The organism is Variovorax sp. R-27, from assembly GCF_049913215.1.
GTDB lineage: Bacteria > Pseudomonadota > Gammaproteobacteria > Burkholderiales > Burkholderiaceae_C > Variovorax.
The window spans coordinates 4,623,939-4,641,608 of the sequence record NZ_CP183984.1; the positions used below are offsets into that span (position 1 = coordinate 4,623,939).

Annotated in this window: 20 protein-coding genes; 17 read left to right on the forward strand and 3 right to left on the reverse strand. The window is 65.4% G+C overall.

Annotation, left to right across the window (positions count from 1 at the left end):
• Positions 1-558: 558 nt before the first annotated feature.
• Genes ACN9MV_RS21770 through ACN9MV_RS21780 form a run of 3 tightly spaced genes read left to right on the forward strand, consistent with a single transcriptional unit; the run spans position 559 to position 5,354 of the window.
• A complete protein-coding gene (locus ACN9MV_RS21770) occupies positions 559-2,481 on the forward strand; it encodes a PrkA family serine protein kinase (protein ID WP_093051862.1) in 1,923 nt (640 codons plus the stop codon).
• Between the two features lie 51 nt (positions 2,482-2,532).
• The gene (locus ACN9MV_RS21775) at positions 2,533-3,825 is read left to right on the forward strand and encodes a YeaH/YhbH family protein (RefSeq protein ID WP_093051409.1); all 1,293 of its coding nucleotides are present in this window, start codon (positions 2,533-2,535) and stop codon (positions 3,823-3,825) included.
• The gene (locus tag ACN9MV_RS21780; RefSeq protein WP_093051412.1) at positions 3,822-5,354 is read left to right on the forward strand and encodes a SpoVR family protein; all 1,533 of its coding nucleotides are present in this window, start codon (positions 3,822-3,824) and stop codon (positions 5,352-5,354) included. Before ACN9MV_RS21775 ends, ACN9MV_RS21780 begins: the two co-directional genes overlap by 4 nt.
• An 11-nt stretch (positions 5,355-5,365) precedes the next feature.
• Here the strand turns inward: ACN9MV_RS21780 and aroQ are convergent, their stop codons facing one another.
• Both aroQ and ACN9MV_RS21790 read right to left on the reverse strand, forming a co-directional pair.
• On the reverse strand, positions 5,366-5,806 hold the full coding sequence (aroQ, locus tag ACN9MV_RS21785) for a type II 3-dehydroquinate dehydratase (RefSeq protein WP_093051415.1): 441 nt from the start codon (positions 5,804-5,806) through the stop codon (positions 5,366-5,368).
• 27 nt (positions 5,807-5,833) lie between these two features.
• A complete protein-coding gene (locus ACN9MV_RS21790) occupies positions 5,834-6,802 on the reverse strand; it encodes a LysR family transcriptional regulator (protein ID WP_426389393.1) in 969 nt (322 codons plus the stop codon).
• Positions 6,803-6,911: 109 nt separating this feature from the next.
• Here ACN9MV_RS21790 and ACN9MV_RS21795 point away from each other — a divergent pair, with 109 nt between their 5' ends.
• Genes ACN9MV_RS21795 through ACN9MV_RS21840 form a run of 10 tightly spaced genes read left to right on the forward strand, consistent with a single transcriptional unit; the run spans position 6,912 to position 14,028 of the window.
• Positions 6,912-7,589, forward strand: coding sequence for a Rieske 2Fe-2S domain-containing protein (locus tag ACN9MV_RS21795; protein ID WP_426389394.1), 678 nt, complete (start codon positions 6,912-6,914; stop codon positions 7,587-7,589).
• Between the two features lie 8 nt (positions 7,590-7,597).
• Positions 7,598-8,440: an aromatic ring-hydroxylating dioxygenase subunit alpha gene (locus ACN9MV_RS21800; RefSeq protein ID WP_426389396.1), complete on the forward strand. Its 843-nt coding sequence runs from the start codon at positions 7,598-7,600 to the stop codon at positions 8,438-8,440.
• Positions 8,437-9,084: a glutathione S-transferase family protein gene (locus ACN9MV_RS21805; protein ID WP_426389398.1), complete on the forward strand. Its 648-nt coding sequence runs from the start codon at positions 8,437-8,439 to the stop codon at positions 9,082-9,084. Before ACN9MV_RS21800 ends, ACN9MV_RS21805 begins: the two co-directional genes overlap by 4 nt.
• 52 nt (positions 9,085-9,136) lie before the next feature.
• Positions 9,137-10,243, forward strand: a complete 1,107-nt coding sequence (locus ACN9MV_RS21810) for an S-(hydroxymethyl)glutathione dehydrogenase/class III alcohol dehydrogenase (RefSeq protein ID WP_093051428.1) — start codon at positions 9,137-9,139, stop codon at positions 10,241-10,243.
• A gap of 19 nt (positions 10,244-10,262) precedes the next feature.
• Entirely contained in the window at positions 10,263-11,186 is a 924-nt protein-coding gene (locus tag ACN9MV_RS21815) for an alpha/beta fold hydrolase (RefSeq protein ID WP_426389399.1), read from the forward strand.
• Positions 11,183-12,061, forward strand: a complete 879-nt coding sequence (gene fghA, locus ACN9MV_RS21820) for an S-formylglutathione hydrolase (protein ID WP_093176985.1) — start codon at positions 11,183-11,185, stop codon at positions 12,059-12,061. The genes ACN9MV_RS21815 and fghA overlap by 4 nt, the downstream gene beginning before the upstream one ends.
• 48 nt (positions 12,062-12,109) lie before the next feature.
• Positions 12,110-12,604, forward strand: coding sequence for a GNAT family N-acetyltransferase (locus ACN9MV_RS21825; protein ID WP_256216816.1), 495 nt, complete (start codon positions 12,110-12,112; stop codon positions 12,602-12,604).
• A gap of 22 nt (positions 12,605-12,626) precedes the next feature.
• Positions 12,627-13,016: a VOC family protein gene (locus ACN9MV_RS21830; RefSeq protein WP_093051439.1), complete on the forward strand. Its 390-nt coding sequence runs from the start codon at positions 12,627-12,629 to the stop codon at positions 13,014-13,016.
• Positions 13,013-13,423, forward strand: a complete 411-nt coding sequence (locus ACN9MV_RS21835) for a TfoX/Sxy family protein (RefSeq protein ID WP_093176984.1) — start codon at positions 13,013-13,015, stop codon at positions 13,421-13,423. Before ACN9MV_RS21830 ends, ACN9MV_RS21835 begins: the two co-directional genes overlap by 4 nt.
• Positions 13,420-14,028, forward strand: a complete 609-nt coding sequence (locus ACN9MV_RS21840; RefSeq protein WP_097198686.1) for a 3'-5' exonuclease — start codon at positions 13,420-13,422, stop codon at positions 14,026-14,028. Before ACN9MV_RS21835 ends, ACN9MV_RS21840 begins: the two co-directional genes overlap by 4 nt.
• Before the next feature lie 15 nt (positions 14,029-14,043).
• On the opposite strand, the gene ACN9MV_RS21845 is transcribed toward ACN9MV_RS21840, so the two are convergent.
• A complete protein-coding gene (locus ACN9MV_RS21845; RefSeq protein WP_093051448.1) occupies positions 14,044-14,772 on the reverse strand; it encodes an alpha/beta fold hydrolase in 729 nt (242 codons plus the stop codon).
• 143 nt (positions 14,773-14,915) lie between these two features.
• On the opposite strand from ACN9MV_RS21845, the gene ACN9MV_RS21850 reads away from it, so the two are divergent.
• Genes ACN9MV_RS21850 through arsH form a run of 4 tightly spaced genes read left to right on the forward strand, consistent with a single transcriptional unit; the run spans position 14,916 to position 17,664 of the window.
• Positions 14,916-15,233, forward strand: a complete 318-nt coding sequence (locus tag ACN9MV_RS21850; RefSeq protein WP_093051451.1) for an ArsR/SmtB family transcription factor — start codon at positions 14,916-14,918, stop codon at positions 15,231-15,233.
• The gene (locus tag ACN9MV_RS21855) at positions 15,227-16,510 is read left to right on the forward strand and encodes an arsenic transporter (protein ID WP_426389403.1); all 1,284 of its coding nucleotides are present in this window, start codon (positions 15,227-15,229) and stop codon (positions 16,508-16,510) included. The genes ACN9MV_RS21850 and ACN9MV_RS21855 overlap by 7 nt, the downstream gene beginning before the upstream one ends.
• Before the next feature lie 19 nt (positions 16,511-16,529).
• Complete coding sequence (gene arsC, locus ACN9MV_RS21860) at positions 16,530-16,961, forward strand: arsenate reductase (glutaredoxin) (protein WP_426389404.1); 432 nt, start codon at positions 16,530-16,532, stop codon at positions 16,959-16,961.
• Complete coding sequence (gene arsH / locus ACN9MV_RS21865) at positions 16,945-17,664, forward strand: arsenical resistance protein ArsH (RefSeq protein WP_426389406.1); 720 nt, start codon at positions 16,945-16,947, stop codon at positions 17,662-17,664. Before arsC ends, arsH begins: the two co-directional genes overlap by 17 nt.
• Positions 17,665-17,670 lie beyond the last annotated feature (6 nt).

Consider the following 17,670-nt stretch of genomic DNA (forward strand, 5'->3'; position numbering starts at 1 on the left):
AGGCCTCCCAGGCCCGTAGCAGGCACATTGGCAGTGCGTCTTGCACCTCTGCGGTACATGCCGACCCGCGCCCAAGCTTCCTTCCCACGCCAACACGCGCAAGCGGCCCATCAAAAAGTGGCGCGAGGATTGCTTTTATATTTTTTTTGGCTGTGCAATAAACCAAACGACAGGCCGCGCGTTATTGCAGGAGACGCCCGTTTTTTGAGCCCCGAGGCTCAATAGGCGATGCTTTCCCGGAGAAAAGGCAAAAACGGACGATAGCCATTTGGCATAGGTGTTTTCACCCGGGGAGAATTGGGAAAGCGAGCCTTTGAATTTAACTGAAATCCGGAAATTTGTTCCTTGTTTTTCGTTGAACTTTACTCGTCCGTGTGGTTCTGAATTAACAAATGATTTGCCGGGTTCAATCTTTGCTTTATGCTGATTGTTAGCAGATTGTTGTAAGGGAGTTTTCCGCGGCATGCAGCCATGGGCAGGCACACCTTTAAATGTTGCGCAAGGCCTTTGCTGCACGCCATCGGGCTAAAAGCCCACTGACTTGATGGAGGCGTGACCATGGATGTGATCAGCAACTTTGCCGCCCGCTACGAGCGCACCCGCGAGGAAGTCATCTCGCTGCAGGACTACCTGGATATCTGCAAGCGTGACCCCACGGCCTACGCCACTGCCTCCGAGCGCATGCTCAAGGCCATCGGCGACCCGGAGCTGGTCGACACGCGCAACGACCCCCGTCTTTCGCGCATCTTCGCCAACAAGGTCATCAAGATCTATCCGGCGTTCAAGGAGTTCTATGGCATGGAAGACGCCATAGAACAGGTGGTGTCCTATTTCCGCCACGCAGCCCAGGGGCTGGAAGAAAAGAAGCAAATCCTTTACCTGCTGGGCCCGGTCGGTGGCGGCAAGAGCTCGATCGCCGAACGCCTGAAGCAGTTGATGGAGCACGTGCCCTTCTACGCCATCCAGGGCTCGCCGGTGAACGAATCCCCGCTCGGCCTCTTCGACACGCTGGAAGACGGCGAGATCCTTGAAAAAGAATACGGCATCCCCCGCCGGTACCTGAATCGAATTCTCTCGCCCTGGGCCGTCAAGCGGCTCGAGGAGTACGGCGGCGACATCCGCCAGTTCAAGATCGTCAAGCGCTTCCCGTCGGTGCTGCGGCAGATCGCCGTCGCCAAGACCGAGCCCGGCGACGAGAACAACCAGGACATTTCCTCGCTGGTCGGCAAGGTCGACATCCGCAAGCTCGAAACCTATGCCCAGGACGACCCGGACGCCTACGCCTACTCCGGCGGCCTGTGCCTGGCCAACCAGGGCCTGCTGGAGTTCGTGGAAATGTTCAAGGCGCCCATCAAGGTGCTGCACCCTCTGCTCACGGCAACGCAGGAAAGCAACTTCAAGGGCACCGAAGGCTTCGGCGCCATCCCGTTCGACGGCATCGTGCTCGCGCACAGCAACGAGAGCGAGTGGAAGGCCTTCCGCAACAACAAGAACAACGAGGCTTTCCTCGACCGGATCTACATCGTCAAGGTGCCCTACTGCCTGCGCGCCTCGGAAGAAATCAAGATCTACGAGAAGCTGGTGCGCAACTCGTCGCTGGCCCAGGCACCCTGCGCTCCCGGCACCCTGCGCATGATGGCCCAGCTCTCGGTGCTCACGCGCCTGAAAGAGCCCGAGAACTCCAGCACCTTCAGCAAGATGCAGGTGTACGACGGCGAGAACCTCAAGGACACCGACCCCAAGGCCAAGTCGATCCAAGAGTACCGCGACTACGCGGGCGTCGACGAAGGCATGAGCGGTGTGTCCACGCGCTTCGCCTTCAAGATCATCTCGAAGGTTTTCAACTTCGACAGCTCGGAAGTGGCCGCGAACCCGGTGCACCTGATGTATGTGCTCGAACAGCAGATCGAGCGCGAGCAGTTCGCGCCCGAGATCGAGCAGAAGTACATCAGCTACATCAAGGAGCTGCTGGCGCCGCGCTACGCCGAGTTCATCGGCAAGGAGATCCAGACCGCCTACCTCGAGAGCTACAGCGAGTACGGCCAGAACATCTTCGACCGCTACGTCACCTACGCCGACTACTGGATCCAGGACCAGGAGTTCCGCGACGTCGACACCGGCGAAGTGTTCGACCGCGCCTCGCTCAATGGCGAACTCGAAAAAATCGAGCGGCCCGCCGGCATCGGCAACCCCAAGGACTTCCGCAACGAGATCGTCAACTTCGTGCTGCGCGCACGGGCCGGCAACGCGGGGCGCAACCCGGCGTGGACCAGCTACGAGAAGCTGCGCGCGGTGATCGAGAAGAAGATGTTCTCCAACACCGAAGAGTTGCTGCCGGTGATCAGCTTCAACACCAAGAGCAGCGCCGACGAACAGAAGAAGCACGAAGACTTCGTGACCCGCATGGTCGAGAAGGGCTACACGGCCAAACAGGTTCGCCTGCTCTGCGAGTGGTATCTGCGGGTGCGCAAGAGTTCATAAAAAAGACGACCCTTCGTTCGTTCTCTCTTTGCAAGGAGCTTTGACAACATCGTGGCCATCCTGCAGCAGATCATCGACCGCCGGCTATCGGGCAAGAACAAGTCCATTGGCAACCGCGAGCGCTTCCTTCGGCGCTACAAGGGGCAGATCCAGGAAGCGGTGAGGCGCGCCGTCAGCGGCCGCAACATCCGCGAACTGGAGCAAGGCGAAGACGTGACCCTGCCGCGCCACGACGTGTCCGAACCGGTGTTCGGCCATGCACGCGGCGGCGACCGCGAGTACGTGCACCCAGGCAACCAGGAGTACCTGAAAGGCGACCGCATCAAGCGCCCCGAAGGCGGGGGCAGCGGTGGCTCCGGCAGCGGCGAGGCCAGCGACAGCGGCGAAGGCGAGGACGACTTCGTCTTCCGCCTCACGCGCGAAGAGTTCATGCGCGTGTTCTTCGACGACCTCGCGCTGCCGCACCTCATTCGCACGCAGATCGCCGACGTGCCCGAGTGGAAGAGCCACCGCGCCGGCTTCACCAGCGACGGCTCTCCCAACAACCTGCACGTGGTGCGCTCGATGCGCGGTGCGCTCGCCCGCCGCATCGCGCTGGGCGGCGAACCGCGCAAGGAGCTCAAGCGCCTGGAAGCGCACCTCGAACACCTGAAGCTGCATCCGCAGGTCACTTCAGCGCTCATCCAGAAGGAAATCCGCGAGACCGAAGAGCGCATCGCCGAGCTGCGCCGCACCATGCGGCACGTGCCCTACATCGACCCCATCGACCTGCGCTACCGCAACCGCGTGAAGACGCCGGTGCCCAGTGCCAAGGCCGTGATGTTCTGCCTCATGGACGTGTCGGGCTCGATGGACGAGGCGCGCAAGGACATGGCCAAGCGCTTCTTCATGCTGCTGTACATGTTCCTCACGCGGCACTACGAGACCATCGACCTCGTGTTCCTGCGCCATCACACGCAGGCGCAGGAGGTGACTGAAGAAGAGTTCTTCCACGCCACCGAAACCGGCGGCACCGTGGTGTCGAGCGCGTTGGTACTGATGGACGAGATCATCAAGGCACGCTACCCCAGCGGCGAATGGAACGTGTACGGCGCGCAGGCCAGCGACGGCGACAACTGGCACCAGGACAGCGGCCGCTGCCGCGAGCTGCTGGTCGAGAACATCCTGCCGGTGGTGCGTTACTACGCCTACGTGCAGGTGGCCGAGACCGAGCAGAACCTGTGGCAGGAGTACCAGCAGCTCGAGGGCGTCGCGCCCAACTTCGCCATGCGCAAGGTGTCCGACGCGCAAGACATCTATCCGGTTTTCCGCGACCTGTTCAAGAAGGAAGGGGTCACGTCATGAGCGCCATCATCGTCCCCCCCCGGCTCGAACGCCTGCCCAGCCCTTCCGACTGGACATTCGACCTCATCGAGACGTATCACACCGAGATCGCCAAGACCGCCAAGGGCTATGGCCTCGACGTGTACGCGAACCAGCTCGAGGTCATCACGGCCGAACAGATGATGGACGCCTACGCGAGCGTGGGCATGCCGATGATCTATCGCCACTGGTCGTACGGCAAACAGTTCATCGCCACCGAGAAGAACTATCGCCGGGGCCACATGGGGCTGGCCTACGAGATCGTCATCAACTCCGATCCGTGCATCGCCTACCTGATGGAAGAAAACACCATGGCCATGCAGGCCCTGGTGATCGCGCATGCGGCCTACGGCCACAACAGCTTCTTCAAGGGCAACTACCTGTTCCGCATGTGGACCGATGCGTCGTCCATCATCGACTACCTCGTCTACGCGCGGCACTACATCGCCGAATGCGAGGAGCGTCACGGCCTCGATGCGGTCGAGGAACTGCTCGACTCCTGCCACGCGCTCATGAACTACGGCGTCGACCGCTATCGCCGCCCGCAGAAGCGCTCGCTGGCGCAAGAGAGTGCCCAGCGTACCGAGCGCGAGCGCCACATGCAGCAGCAGGTGAACGACCTGTGGCGCACGCTGCCGCGCAAGAGCGAGCAGGCGGCCGAGTCCGATTCGTCAAAGCGCTTTCCGTCGGAGCCGCAGGAGAACCTGCTCTACTTCATCGAGAAGAACGCCGCGCTGCTCGAACCCTGGCAGCGCGAAGTGGTGCGCATCGTGCGCAAGATCGCGCAGTACTTCTACCCGCAGCGCCAGACCCAGGTGATGAACGAAGGCTGGGCCACCTTCTGGCACTACACGCTGCTCAACACCATGTACGACCGCGGCCAGCTGGCCGACGGCTTCATGATGGAATGGCTCAGTTCGCACACGGGCGTGATCTTCCAGCCGCCGGTGGGACACCGCGCCTACAGCGGCATCAACCCGTATGCGCTGGGTTTCGCGATGTACACCGACCTGCGGCGCGTCTGCGAAAAGCCGACCGAGGAAGACCGCCGCTGGTTCCCCGACTTCGCGGGCAGCGACTGGCTCAAGACGCTCGACTACGCGATGCGCAACTTCAAGGACGAGAGCTTCATCGGCCAGTTCCTGAGCCCGAAGACGATGCGCGACTTCCGCCTGTTCTCGATCCGCGACTTCCAGAGCGAGGCCGAGCTGGAGGTATCCGCCATCCACGACGACAGCGGCTACCAGGCGCTGCGCGAATCGCTGTCACGCCAGTACGACATCAGCAGCCGCGAGCCCGACATCCAGGTGTGGAGCGTGGCCACGCGCGGCGACCGTTCACTGACCCTGCGTCACACGCAGCGCAACAACCTGCCACTGCACGACGGGGCGGAAGAAGTGCTGAAGCACGTCGCGCGGCTCTGGGGCTTCGACGTGCACCTCGAAAGCATCGACAGCGCCGGGCGCATCAGCCGCAGCTGGAAGGCCACGGCGCCGAAGCAGCTCTACTAGAAGTACGAGGGTCAGGGCACCAGGGCCGCGATGGCCAAGGTGTAGCCCTTCACGCCCAGCCCCACGATGATTCCCTTCGCCGCGGGCGAGATGTACGAGTGGTGGCGAAACTCCTCGCGCGCGTGCACGTTGGAGATGTGCAGTTCGATCAACGGCACGCTCGCGCCCTTGATCGCATCGTGCAGCGCAATCGACGTGTGGGTGTAGGCGCCGGGGTTCATCACCACGCCGAGCATGTTGCCCGCCGCCACTTCGCGGCCGGCTTCCTGGATCCAGTCGATCAGCACGCCTTCGTGGTTCGACTGGCGGCATTCGATCTCCACGCCCAGCTTCGCGCCCGTGTCCTTGCACAGGCGCTCGACGTCGGCCAGCGTGTCGCGTCCGTACTGTTCGGGCTCGCGCGTGCCGAGCAGGTTGAGGTTGGGGCCGTTGAGGACGAGGATTTTCTTCATGATGGATGAGGGTCTGGCGGTCTGCAATTATGGTCTCGCGGCCGTCCTGCGGCGCCGCGCCGTGGACGATCCGACGTAGTAGTTGTACGAATCGATGTCGACCACGCAGCGCGCCATCAGGTCGACGAACGAGCGCAGCTTCTGCCCCATGTAGCGCTGCCGTTGGTAGGCACAGTAGATGCGCCGCGGCTCGGGCTGCCACTGCTGCAGCACCGGCACCAGCACGCCCTGCTCCAGCTCCGGGCGCACGAAGAAGGCCGGCAGCAGCGCGATGCCCAGGCCGTCGATACAGAAAGTCTTCATGACCCAGTGGTCGTTGGTCTCGAAGGCGGGCTCGGGCTGGAAGGCAAAGCTCGACGCGCCCGACACCAGCAGCACCTGCGAACGCACCGAAGGCTCCTTCATCACGATGAACTGGTGCGTGGCCAGCTCTTCAGGCGACGACGGCGTGCCGCGGCGTGCCAGGTACTGCGGGCTCGCATACAGCCCGTAGTTCAGCCGCCCGAGCAGCTTGGCCACGAGGTTCGGCGCATCGGGCGGCTCGGAGCACACGTAGCAGTCGACATCGCCGATCTGCGGCGCATGAAAGCCGTTCGCCACGTCGAGCTGGCAGCGCACGTCCGGGTGCATTTCCAGGAACAGCTTGACGACATGGCAGACGAAGGAGGTGCTGAACTGCGTGTCCGACAGCAGCGAGAGGCCGCCCGAGACGCCCGTCGTCAGCGCGTGGATCTCGGTGCTGGCCGCTTCGAGCCGGCCCGTCACTTCGTCGAGCAGCCCTTCGCCGCGCGCAAAGAACGCGCGGCCGGCCTCGGTGAGCGCAATGCGGCGGGGGCTGCGCATCAGCAACTGCGCGCCAAGCAACTTCTCCAGCCGCGTGAGCTGCCGGCTCAAGGTGGCCTTGGACACGCCCGAGAGGCTTTCGGCCTTGGTGAGACTGCCGCTCCGGGCGATCAGTACGAAGGCCTCTACAAGGGCGAGATCGATCCGGCTCATGAGGCCCGGCGTTGCAGGAATGAAAAGTAGCGTCTCTTCATGTGGCTTTCATCGGTGCGGCGGAAGCGGTACGGTATCACCGGCGTCCAGCCTTGCTCCCCCACGATCCATGAACACACAGAACACCGCCACCTGGCACCCCGTCGCGCGCTCGGCCGACCTGCGCCCCGGCGCCAACATCGTCGCCGGCTTTGCCGAGGGCCAGGAGCTCGCGCTCTGGCGCGCCGCCGACGGCACCGCCCAGGCCTGGGAGAACCGCTGCCCGCACCGCAGCGTGCGCTTCACGCTGGGCCAGGTCGTCGACAACCGCCTGGCCTGCGCGTACCACGGCTGGCAGTACGCGGCGGGCAGCGGGCAGTGCACCAGCATTCCGGCGCATCCGGCCATGCAGGCTCCGCGCAACGTCTGCGCGAAGACCTTCGGCACGATGGAGGCCGCAGGGATGCTGTGGGTTCACCTGTCGCCCGAAGTGCCGCCCGCGCCCGCCGAACTGGAAGGCGCCATCCCCACCGGCTGGCACTTCTGCCGCACGCTGACCGTGCGTGCGCCCGCCGGCACGGTGCGAGAAACGCTGGCACAGCGCGGCCTGACAGCCGATGCAGTCTCAGCTGCCTGGCGCGGCCTGCTCGACGACGTGAACACCGTCGCCCTCGTCCTCGACGCCCAGCCCCGGCTTGCCTTCGTCCACCTGTGGACCGATGCAGCCCCCGACTCGCCCGCCATGAAGACCCTGCACACCGCCGCTCGCGAACTGCGCGCCGGCATCGAAGCCCTGCCCCAACGCTGAAAGCACCCATGCCCTTCGTCACCGACGACCCCAACATGCTCGACGACTGGCTGGTCGTCGGGCCCGCGACGACCACGCCCCGCACGACCCGCCTGCTCGGCGAAACCGTGCAGCTCTGGACCGACGCCGACGGCACACCCCGATGCCGCCTCGGCGACCAGCCGCTTACTGTGCAGTCGCGCTACGGCTACTTCTGGGTCTGCCCCAGCGGCCGACCCGCGCGCGCCCTGTTCGACTTTCCCGAGCACAGCGAACCCGGCCGCCGCATCATCGACTGCGGCGGCATCGGCGTCGCGGTGTCGGGCCTGCGCGTGATCGAGAACTTCCTCGACATGGCGCACTTTCCCTTCGTGCATGCCGACTACCTCGGCAAGGTGCCGCACACCGAGGTGGCGCAGTACCAGGTGCAGGTCGAGCCCGCCACCGGCGAGATCTGGGCCACCGACTGCCGCTTCTGGCAGCCGCGCGCTTCCGCCGCGCACGATTCGGGCAGCGAGGTGCTCTACAAGTACCGCGTGATGCAGCCCTTCTCGGCCATGCTCTACAAATCGAGCTTCCGTGCGGGCGCGCTCGACGCGATCGGCCTCTTTCTTCAGCCCATCGACGACGAGCACGTTGTCGCCCACACGCTGCTCGCCTGCTACGACGACGACTCCACCGATGCCGAGCTCATCGCCTTCCAGCACACCATCTTCGGCCAGGACAAGCCCATCCTGGAAAACCACGCCTTCAAGCGCATGCCGCTCGAAGGCCGCGCCGAAACACCGACGCGCGGCGACACATCCTCCGTCACCTACCGGCGATGGCTGCGCGAGCGCGGCATGCGCTTCGGCGTGAGGGCGGCGGCATGACGACGCTGAAGCTCTACGACTATCCGCTCTCGGGCAACTGCTTCAAGGTGCGGCAGATGCTGGCCTGGCTGGGTGTCGCGTACGAAACGGTGCCGGTCGATTTCTTTCCCGGCCGCGAGCACAAATCCGCCGTATTCCTGGCGAACATCAACCCGCTCGGCCAGCTCCCGGTGATCGACGACGACGGCTTCCTGCTGCGCGATGCACAGGCCATCCTGGTCTACCTGGCAAGCCGCTACGACGCGCAAGGCCGCTGGTACCCCGACGACCCGAAGCGGCGCGGCCAGGTCGCGATGTGGCTCGCCACTGCCGACGACATCACCCGCACCGCCTCGGCCGCGCGGCTGCACGACGCGCTCGGCTACCACCACCTCGACATCGAGGCCTGCCGCAGCGGCGCGCGCGCCGTGTTCCGCGTGCTCGACGACCATCTCGCCGAGCAGGCCAGCGTGGGCCTGCGCTGGCTTGCGTCCCCACCCGAGCCGACCATTGCCGACCTCGCCTGCTTCCCCTACGTCGCGCTCGCCGGCGAAGGCGGCATTTCTCTCGATGAATTTCCCGCACTGCGAAACTGGGTCTGGGACTTTCGCCACCTGCCCGGCTTTGTGGGAATGTCGGGAATCTTTCCTGCCGGCCCTGTTTGAACGTCGTCTGGGTATCCTTACCGCTTCGCCTTTCTGAAGAATCACACTCGCCATGAAAACCAAAGCCGCCGTCGCCTGGAAATCCGGAGCCCCGCTCACCATCGAAACCGTGGACCTCGAAGGCCCGAAATTCGGCGAAGTGCTGGTCGAGATCAAGGCCACCGGCATCTGCCACACCGACTACTACACCCTCTCGGGCGCCGACCCCGAAGGCATCTTTCCCGCGATCCTCGGCCATGAAGGCGCGGGCATCGTGGTCGATGTCGGCCCCGGCGTCACCACGCTGAAAAAGGGCGACCACGTCATCCCGCTGTACACGCCCGAATGCCGCCAGTGCAAGTTCTGCCTGAGCCGCAAGACGAATCTGTGCCAGCTGATCCGCGGCACGCAGGGCAAGGGCCTGATGCCCGACGCCACCTCGCGCTTCAGCCTCGACGGCAAGCCGATCTTTCACTACATGGGTACCTCGACCTTCAGCAACTACACGGTCGCCCCTGAAATCTCGCTGGCCAAGATCCGCGAAGACGCCCCCTTCGACAAGGTCTGCTACATCGGCTGCGGCGTCACCACGGGCATCGGCGCGGTGATCTTCACGGCCAAGGTGGAAGCCGGCGCCAACGTGGTGGTGTTCGGCCTCGGCGGCATCGGCCTGAACGTGATCCAGGGCGCCAGGATGGTAGGTGCCGACAAGATCATCGGCGTGGACCTGAACCCCGAGCGCGAAGCCATGGCCCGCAAGTTCGGCATGACGCACTTCATCAACCCCAAGGACACCGAGAACGTCGTCGATGCCATCGTGCAGCTGACCGACGGCGGCGCCGACTACAGCTTCGAGTGCATCGGCAACACGAAGGTGATGCGCCAGGCGCTCGAATGCACGCACAAGGGCTGGGGCCGCAGCATCATCATCGGCGTGGCCGAAGCGGGCGCCGAGATCAGCACGCGACCATTCCAGCTGGTCACCGGCCGCAAGTGGGAAGGCTCGGCCTTCGGTGGCGCACGCGGGCGCACCGACGTGCCGAAGATCGTCGACTGGTACATGGAAGGCAAGATCAACATCGACGACCTGATCACGCACACCATGCCGCTGGAGGACATCAACAAGGGCTTCGACCTGATGAAGCGCGGCGAATCCATTCGCGGCGTGGTTCTCTACTAAACCCCGGGAGGCGCTCGCCATGAATCGCATGGAACCCCTGCGCAAGATCGAAGCGGGCGTCCTTGAAATCGCCTACTACGAAGCAGGCCCTGCGGACGGGCCTCCCGTGCTGCTGATGCACGGCTTTCCGTACGACATCCACACCTATGCCGAAGTCGCGCCAATGCTGGCCGACCAGGGCTGCCGCGTGATCGTGCCGTACCTGCGCGGCTACGGCGCCACGCGCTTCCTGAGCGAGGCTACGCCCCGCTCGGGCGAACAGGCCGCGTTGGGCGCCGACCTGCTCGCGCTGCTCGACGCGCTGAAGATCGACCGTGCCGTGCTGGCCGGCTACGACTGGGGCGGCCGCGCCGCCTGCGTGGTCGCGGCGCTGTGGCCCGAACGCTGCGCGGGGCTGGTGTCCCTCAACAGCTACAACATCCAGAACATCGCGAAGGCGATGGAGCCGGACACGCCGGCCAACGAGCACAGCCTCTGGTACCAGTACTACTTCCACAGCGAGCGCGGCCGCGCCGGCCTCGAGAAAGACCGCAAGGCGCTCACAAAGCTGCTGTGGAAGCTCTGGTCGCCAACCTGGAAGTTCGACGACGCCACCTTCGAGCGCAGCGCCGCCGCCTTCGACCACCCTGATTTCGTGGACGTGGTGATCCAGTCGTACCGCCACCGCTTCGGCCTCGTGCCGGGCGACCCGGCCTACGCCGACATCGAACGCCGCCTTGCGGCCCAGCCCACGATCACCGTGCCCGCCATCACCTTCGACGGCATCGACGACGGCGTGCGCCCGCCCGCCGATGCATCGGCCCACGCACACCGTTTCAGCGGCCCGCGTTCGCACCGGCTCGTGCCCGGCGCGGGCCACAACATGCCGCAGGAAGCGCCGCGCACCTTTGCCGACGCCGTGCTCGAACTCGTGCCCGCCCTGCGCGGCAAGAACCCTCAATGACCGACAACACTCCGAAGACTCTTTCCGAGCACCACGCCTTCGGCGGCGTGCAGCGCTTTCTCGAACACCGCTCGCATGAAATCGGCCTTCCGATGCGCTTCTCGGTCTACCTGCCGCCGCAGGTCGCGCACGAGCGGGTGCCCGCCCTGCTCTACCTCGCGGGCCTGACCTGCAACGAGGAGACCTTCGCGATGAAGGCCGGCGCGCAGCGCATGGCCGCGAGCCTGGGCCTTGCGCTGATCGCGCCCGACACCAGCCCGCGCGGCCGCGAAGCGGAAAGCATTCCGGGTGCGAAGGACGACTGGGACTTCGGCATCGGCGCCGGCTTCTACCTCGACGCGCTCGTCGAGCCATGGGCCACGCACTGGCGCATGGAAAGCTGGGTCGTGCACGAACTGCTGCCGCTGGTCGCGAAGCACTTCGCCATCGACGGCGAGCGCATCGGCATCTTCGGCCACTCGATGGGCGGCCACGGCGCGCTCACGCTGGCGCTGCGGCATCCGGGGCGCTTCAAGTCGCTCTCGGCCTTTGCGCCGATCTGCGCGCCCACGCAGTGCCCATGGGGCGAGAAGGCACTCGGCGGCTATCTGGGCCAGCCCGGCGCCGACCGTGCGCAGTGGCTGGCGCACGACGCCAGCGCGCTCATGAAGTCGCAGGTGGTGGCGCCCTACCCGCAGGGCATCCTCATCGACCAGGGCCTGGCCGACAAATTCCTCGCCGAGCAGTTGCACCCCGAGGCCTTCGAGGCCGCCTGCTTCGCGGCGGGCCAGCCGCTCACGCTGCGCCGCCACGCGGGCTACGACCACGGCTACTACTTCATCCAGAGCTTCATGGCCGACCACATAGCGCACCACGCGCAAACCCTGCGCTCCTAGGGCCGCGCCTCATCGACCACAGCGGCCCCGCGCCGTATCATGGTTCGCATGTCCGCCGCCCAAATTCCCGCCTTCCACCTGCGGTTGCGCGAAGGCAGCGCCGAAGAGAACATGGTGCTGGCCGGCATCTGGCGCCGCGCCTGGATCGCGGCCAACCGGGGCGTCCCCCATTTCGAGCCGATCGGCTACTGGCTGCACCGCGTGCAGACCGAGTTCGGCCCGCCCGCCGAAGTGGTGCTGGCGGAGCGCGACGGGCAGGTGCTGGCGTTCATGGTGCTGCTGGAGCGGCGCGAGTACGTGGCCCAGCTCTTCGTCGAGCCCCATCTGCGCAACCAGGGTTTGGGCAAGGCCTTGCTCGACGAGGCCTGCGTGCGCATTCCCACAGGCTGGTGGCTGCACGTTGCCTCCACCAACACGTCGGCGCAGCGCTTCTACGAGCGCTATGGCCTCGAGCGCGGTGCGGTCGATCGGCACCCCTCGAGCGGCCGCGAACGCATCGCCTACCATTGGTCGCCCTCGCGCCCGCCGTGGCGCATCGGCTGAACCCCATCTTCTTTTCGTGCCCATGCGCATCGACCACATCGCACTCTGGACCACCGATCTCGAACGCTGCAAGCGCTTCTATGTCGACTACTTCGGCGCCACCGCCGGCGCGGGTTATGTCAACCCGGCCAAGGGCTTCGCCTCGTGCTTCCTGAGCCTGGGCGACGGCGCGCGCATAGAGGCCATGACCACGAGCACGCTCTCGCCCGTGACGGCCGAAGCCGGCGCGCAGCGCATGGGCTGGACGCACCTGGCGATCAGCGTGGGCTCAGACGCTGCGGTCGACGAACTCACGCAGCGTCTGAAGGCCGACGGCTACCCGCTGCTCGACGGCCCGCGCCGCACTGGCGATGGCTACTACGAGAGCGTGGTGCTCGACCCGGACGGCAACCGCATCGAGATCACCGCATGAGCGAATTCGTCGAAAGCCTGCACGAAACCTTCGAGCGGCTCGGCCGCATCGAAACGCGCCGCATGTTCGGCGGCCACGGCATCTGGCACGAAGGCCGCATGATCGCGCTGGTCGCCAAGGACACGCTCTACCTCAAGGCCGATGCCGAGAGCGCCGCGCATTTCGACAAGCTGAACCTGCCGCCCTTCACCTACGTGCGCCAGGGCAAGTCGATGCCGATGTCGTACCGGCAAGCCCCGGCGGATCTTTTCGAAGACCGCGAGGAAGCCGCCCTGTGGGGCCGCCTTGCATATGAAGCAGCGCTGCGCTCGGGCCAGCCACCGAAGCCGAAGAAAACACCCGCAAAGAAAACAGCAGTGAAGAAAACCTCAGTGAAGAAAAAGACAGCGAAAGCAGCCTCCCGGTGAGCGAGAACCCCAAGCTCCCTCCCCTGCCCGAGCGCGAACAGATCGCGCTGCTCGAACCCTTCGAAGGCCTCGGCCTGAAAGACATCGTGGTCGTGCAGACACTGCAAGATGCAGAACACGCCGCCGCCACGCTGCTCGCCGCGGGCATCGCCGGCTTCGACACCGAATCCAAGCCCACCTTCGCGAAGAACGAGGTGTCGGGCGGCCCGCACGTGGTGCAGTTCTCCACGCGCGACACGGCGTGGCTGTTCCAGTTGCACCGCACCGAGTGCAACCCGGTGGTGGCCGCGCTGATCGCCTCCACCGAGCTGCGCAAGGTCGGCTTCGGCCTGTCGGGCGACCTCACGTTGATCCGCAACCGGCTCAACATCGAGCCGAAGGCGGTGTTCGACATCGACAACGAATTCCGCCACCGCGGCTACCGCAAGTCGGTCGGCGTGAAGGCGGCGGTGGCTCTGGTGTTCAACCGCCGCTTCATCAAGTCGCGCAAGGCGACCACTTCGAACTGGGCCAACAAGCAGCTCACCGAGGCGCAGATCCGCTATGCCGCGAACGACGCCTATGCGTCAATACGCGTGTACGACGCGCTCTTCAGCGGCAACTGACCGATCGAAACGGGGTCAGTCGCGCCCCGCCTCCAGGATCGCCTGCGCGAGCCTCTGGGGGTTCGAGAAGAACATCTCGTGGCTGCCGGGGCACTCCACCAGCCGGAACAGGCCCAGCCGCTCCGACAGGCGCGGATGCCACGGCATGCCATGCGGCAGCGCGGTGTCCTGCAGGCAGTTGACATACGACTTGCCCAGCGCCAGCGCGGCCAGCGGCTGCTGCAGCCTGATCTTGTCGGTAAAGGTGCGATACGGGTGCGGGTTGAGCTTGCCGTAGGCGGCCGTCGCGGTCGCCAGGTCCGCATCGTTGATGAAGGCTTCGCGCCAGATCTCGAAGGGCAAGGTCACGGCATTGCCGTTGGCCTCCGCGACGGCGTCGAACATCGTCACGTAATGCGGCGGCACCATGTCGTTGAGCGATTCGCCATCGAGCGGCACGAAGGCGTTGATGTACACCAGCCGCTTCAGCCGCGGCGCAATGCGATCCGCCACGCCCGAGATCACCATGCCGCCGTAGCTATGGCCCACGAGGCGGACCTGCGTGAGATTCTTTTCCTCGATGTAGCGCACGGCGGAAGCAATGGCGTCTTCCAGGCCAATGCTCGAGCGGTCGTCGCCGGGGTTGTTGCCAGCGAGCGTCGGGCAATACACGGTGTGCCCTGCTGCGCGCAGGCCGTCGGCCACGGCTTCGATTTCTGCGCCGGTGTGCCAGGCGCCGTGGACGAGAACATAGGTGTCGGACATGGTGGGTGTGTCTCCTTTTGTTTGTGACGGAGCACGACTGTAAGGAACATCGGTGACTTGCGCATGGCCGATGCGTGCCAGCGCGATGGCCGATTCGCGCCAGCCGTGTTGCTTCGATTCAATTATTCAACGATACTTGAAATATGGAAGAAAATGACGTTGTCCGATCCCTTGCCGCACTGGCGCAGCCCGTTCGCCTGCGGGTGTTTCGTGCGCTGGTGGTGGCGGGCCCTGCCGGACTCACGCCCGGCGCGCTGACCGAAGCGCTCGAGGTGTCGGCCACGGGCCTGTCGTTCCATCTCAAGGAGCTCGTGCATTCGGGGCTGGTCTCGCAGGAGCGGCAGGGCCGCAACCTCATCTACCGCGCGGCGTTCGAGCAGATGAATGGACTGCTGGCCTACCTCACCGAGAACTGCTGCGAGGGAGAAACCTGCGCTGTCGGATGCCCGCCGACATGCTGAGCGCCGTTGCGATCTTCGTCTTCACGCTCGTGCTGGTGATCTGGCAGCCGCGCGGGCTGGGTATCGGCTGGAGCGCCTCGCTCGGCGCCGTCATCGCGCTGCTGCTCGGCGTGGTCCAGCTGTCCGACATCCCCGTCGTCTGGAGCATCGTGTGGAACGCAACCGCCACCTTCATCGCCGTGATCGTCATCAGCCTGCTGCTCGACGAAGCGGGCTTCTTCGAATGGGCCGCGCTGCACGTGGCGCGCTGGGGCGGCGGGGGCGGGCGGTTGCTGTTCGCGTTCATCGTGCTGCTGGGCGCTGCCGTGTCGGCGCTGTTCGCCAACGACGGCGCGGCGCTGATCCTTACGCCCATCGTGATGGCGATGCTCGTGGCGCTGGGCTTCTCGCCGGCCACCACGCTCGCCTTCGTGATGGCGGCTGGCTTCATCGCCGACACGGCCAGCCTGCCGCTGATCGTCTCGAACCTGGTGAACATCGTGTCGGCCGACTTCTTCCGCATCGGCTTCGGCGAGTACGCCTCGGTCATGATCCCCGTGAACATCGCGGCGGTGCTCGCGAGCCTGCTGGCGCTGATGCTTTTCTTTCGTCGCGACATCCCGGCCAGCTACGACGCGACCCAACTCAAGGCGCCTGCGGATGCGATCCGCGACCCCGCGACCTTCCGCGCGGGCTGGGTCGTGTTGGTGCTGCTGCTCGTCGGGTTCTTCGGGCTGGAGCCGCTGGGTGTGCCGGTCAGCGCGGTGGCCGCCTTCGGCGCGGTCGTGCTGCTGGCTGTTGCAGGGCGCGGCCCGGTGATCGGCATTCGCAAGGTGCTGCGCGGCGCGCCCTGGCAGATCGTGATCTTCTCGCTGGGCATGTACCTCGTGGTCTACGGGCTGCGCAACGCCGGCCTGACCGGCTACATCGCCTCGCTGCTGAATGTGTTCGCGCAAGGCGGCGTCTGGGGTGCGGCGATGGGCACGGGCTTTCTCTCGGCGCTGCTCTCGTCGGTCATGAACAACATGCCCACCGTGCTGGTGGGCGCGTTGTCCATCGACGCGTCGAGCGCGAGCGGCGCGGTGAAGGAAGCGATGGTCTACGCCAACGTGATCGGCTGCGACCTCGGCCCGAAGATCACGCCCATCGGCAGCCTCGCCACCCTGCTCTGGCTGCACGTGCTCGCGAAGAAGGGAATGGCGATCGGCTGGGGCTACTACTTCAAGGTCGGCATCGTGCTGACCCTGCCCGTGCTGCTGGTCACCCTGGCGGCACTGGCGCTTCGACTGAGTCTTTGAAACCCGACACCACACTTCCATGAACGACATCACGATCTATCACAACCCCGCCTGCGGCACGTCGAGGAACATGCTCGCGCTGATCCGCAACACGGGCGACGAGCCCACCGTCATCGAGTACCTGAAGACCCCGCCCGATCGCGCGACGCTGAAGCAACTGATCGCGGCAATGGGCATGCCGGTGCGCGAAGTCATGCGCCGCAAGGGCACGCCTTACGCCGAACTCGGCCTCGACGATGCGAAGTGGAGCGACGATGAGCTGATCGGCTTCATGCTGCAACACCCGATCCTCATCAACCGGCCGATCGTGGTGACGCCGCTCGGCACGCGGCTGTGCCGGCCTTCGGAAGCGGTGCTCGACATCCTGCCGCGGCCGCAGCAAGGCGCCTTCTCCAAGGAAGACGGCGAGGCCGTCATCGACGCAAAGGGCCAGCGTGTCGTCAAGCCCTGAACTGCCGAACATCGACGCCGGGCATTTCCACCGGCCGGACCTGCGGCAACTGCTGCCCACGGAGCGCGCCACGCACGCGCCGCGCATCCTGCTGCTCTACGGCTCGGTGCGCGAGCGCTCCTACAGCCGGCTGCTCACCGAAGAAGCCGCGCGGCTGCTCCAGGCCCTGGGCGCGGAGCCGCGCATCTACGACCCGCGCGGCCTGCCCCTGCCCGACGACGCGCCGGAAGACCATCCGAAAGTGCGGGAACTGCGTGATCTTGCGCAATGGTCCGAGGGCATGGTGTGGACTTCACCCGAACGCCACGGTGCCATGACCGGCATCATGAAGGCGCAGATCGACTGGATCCCGCTGTCCGTCGGCTCGGTGCGGCCCACGCAGGGCAAGACGCTTGCGGTGATGGAAGTGTCGGGCGGCTCGCAGTCGTTCAACGCCGTGAACCAGCTGCGCGTGCTCGGCCGCTGGATGCGCATGCTCACCATCCCCAACCAGTCGTCGGTGGCCAAGGCCTTCCTCGAGTTCGAGGAGAACGGCCGCATGAAGCCCTCGCCGTATTACGAGCGAGTGGTCGACGTGATGGAAGAGCTGGTCAAGTTCACGCTGCTCACGCGCGACTGCGCAGGCTACCTTGTGGACCGCTACAGCGAGCGGCGCGAGAGTGCGGAGGCGCTGTCGAAGCGGGTCAACCTGCGCAGCATCTGAGCGACG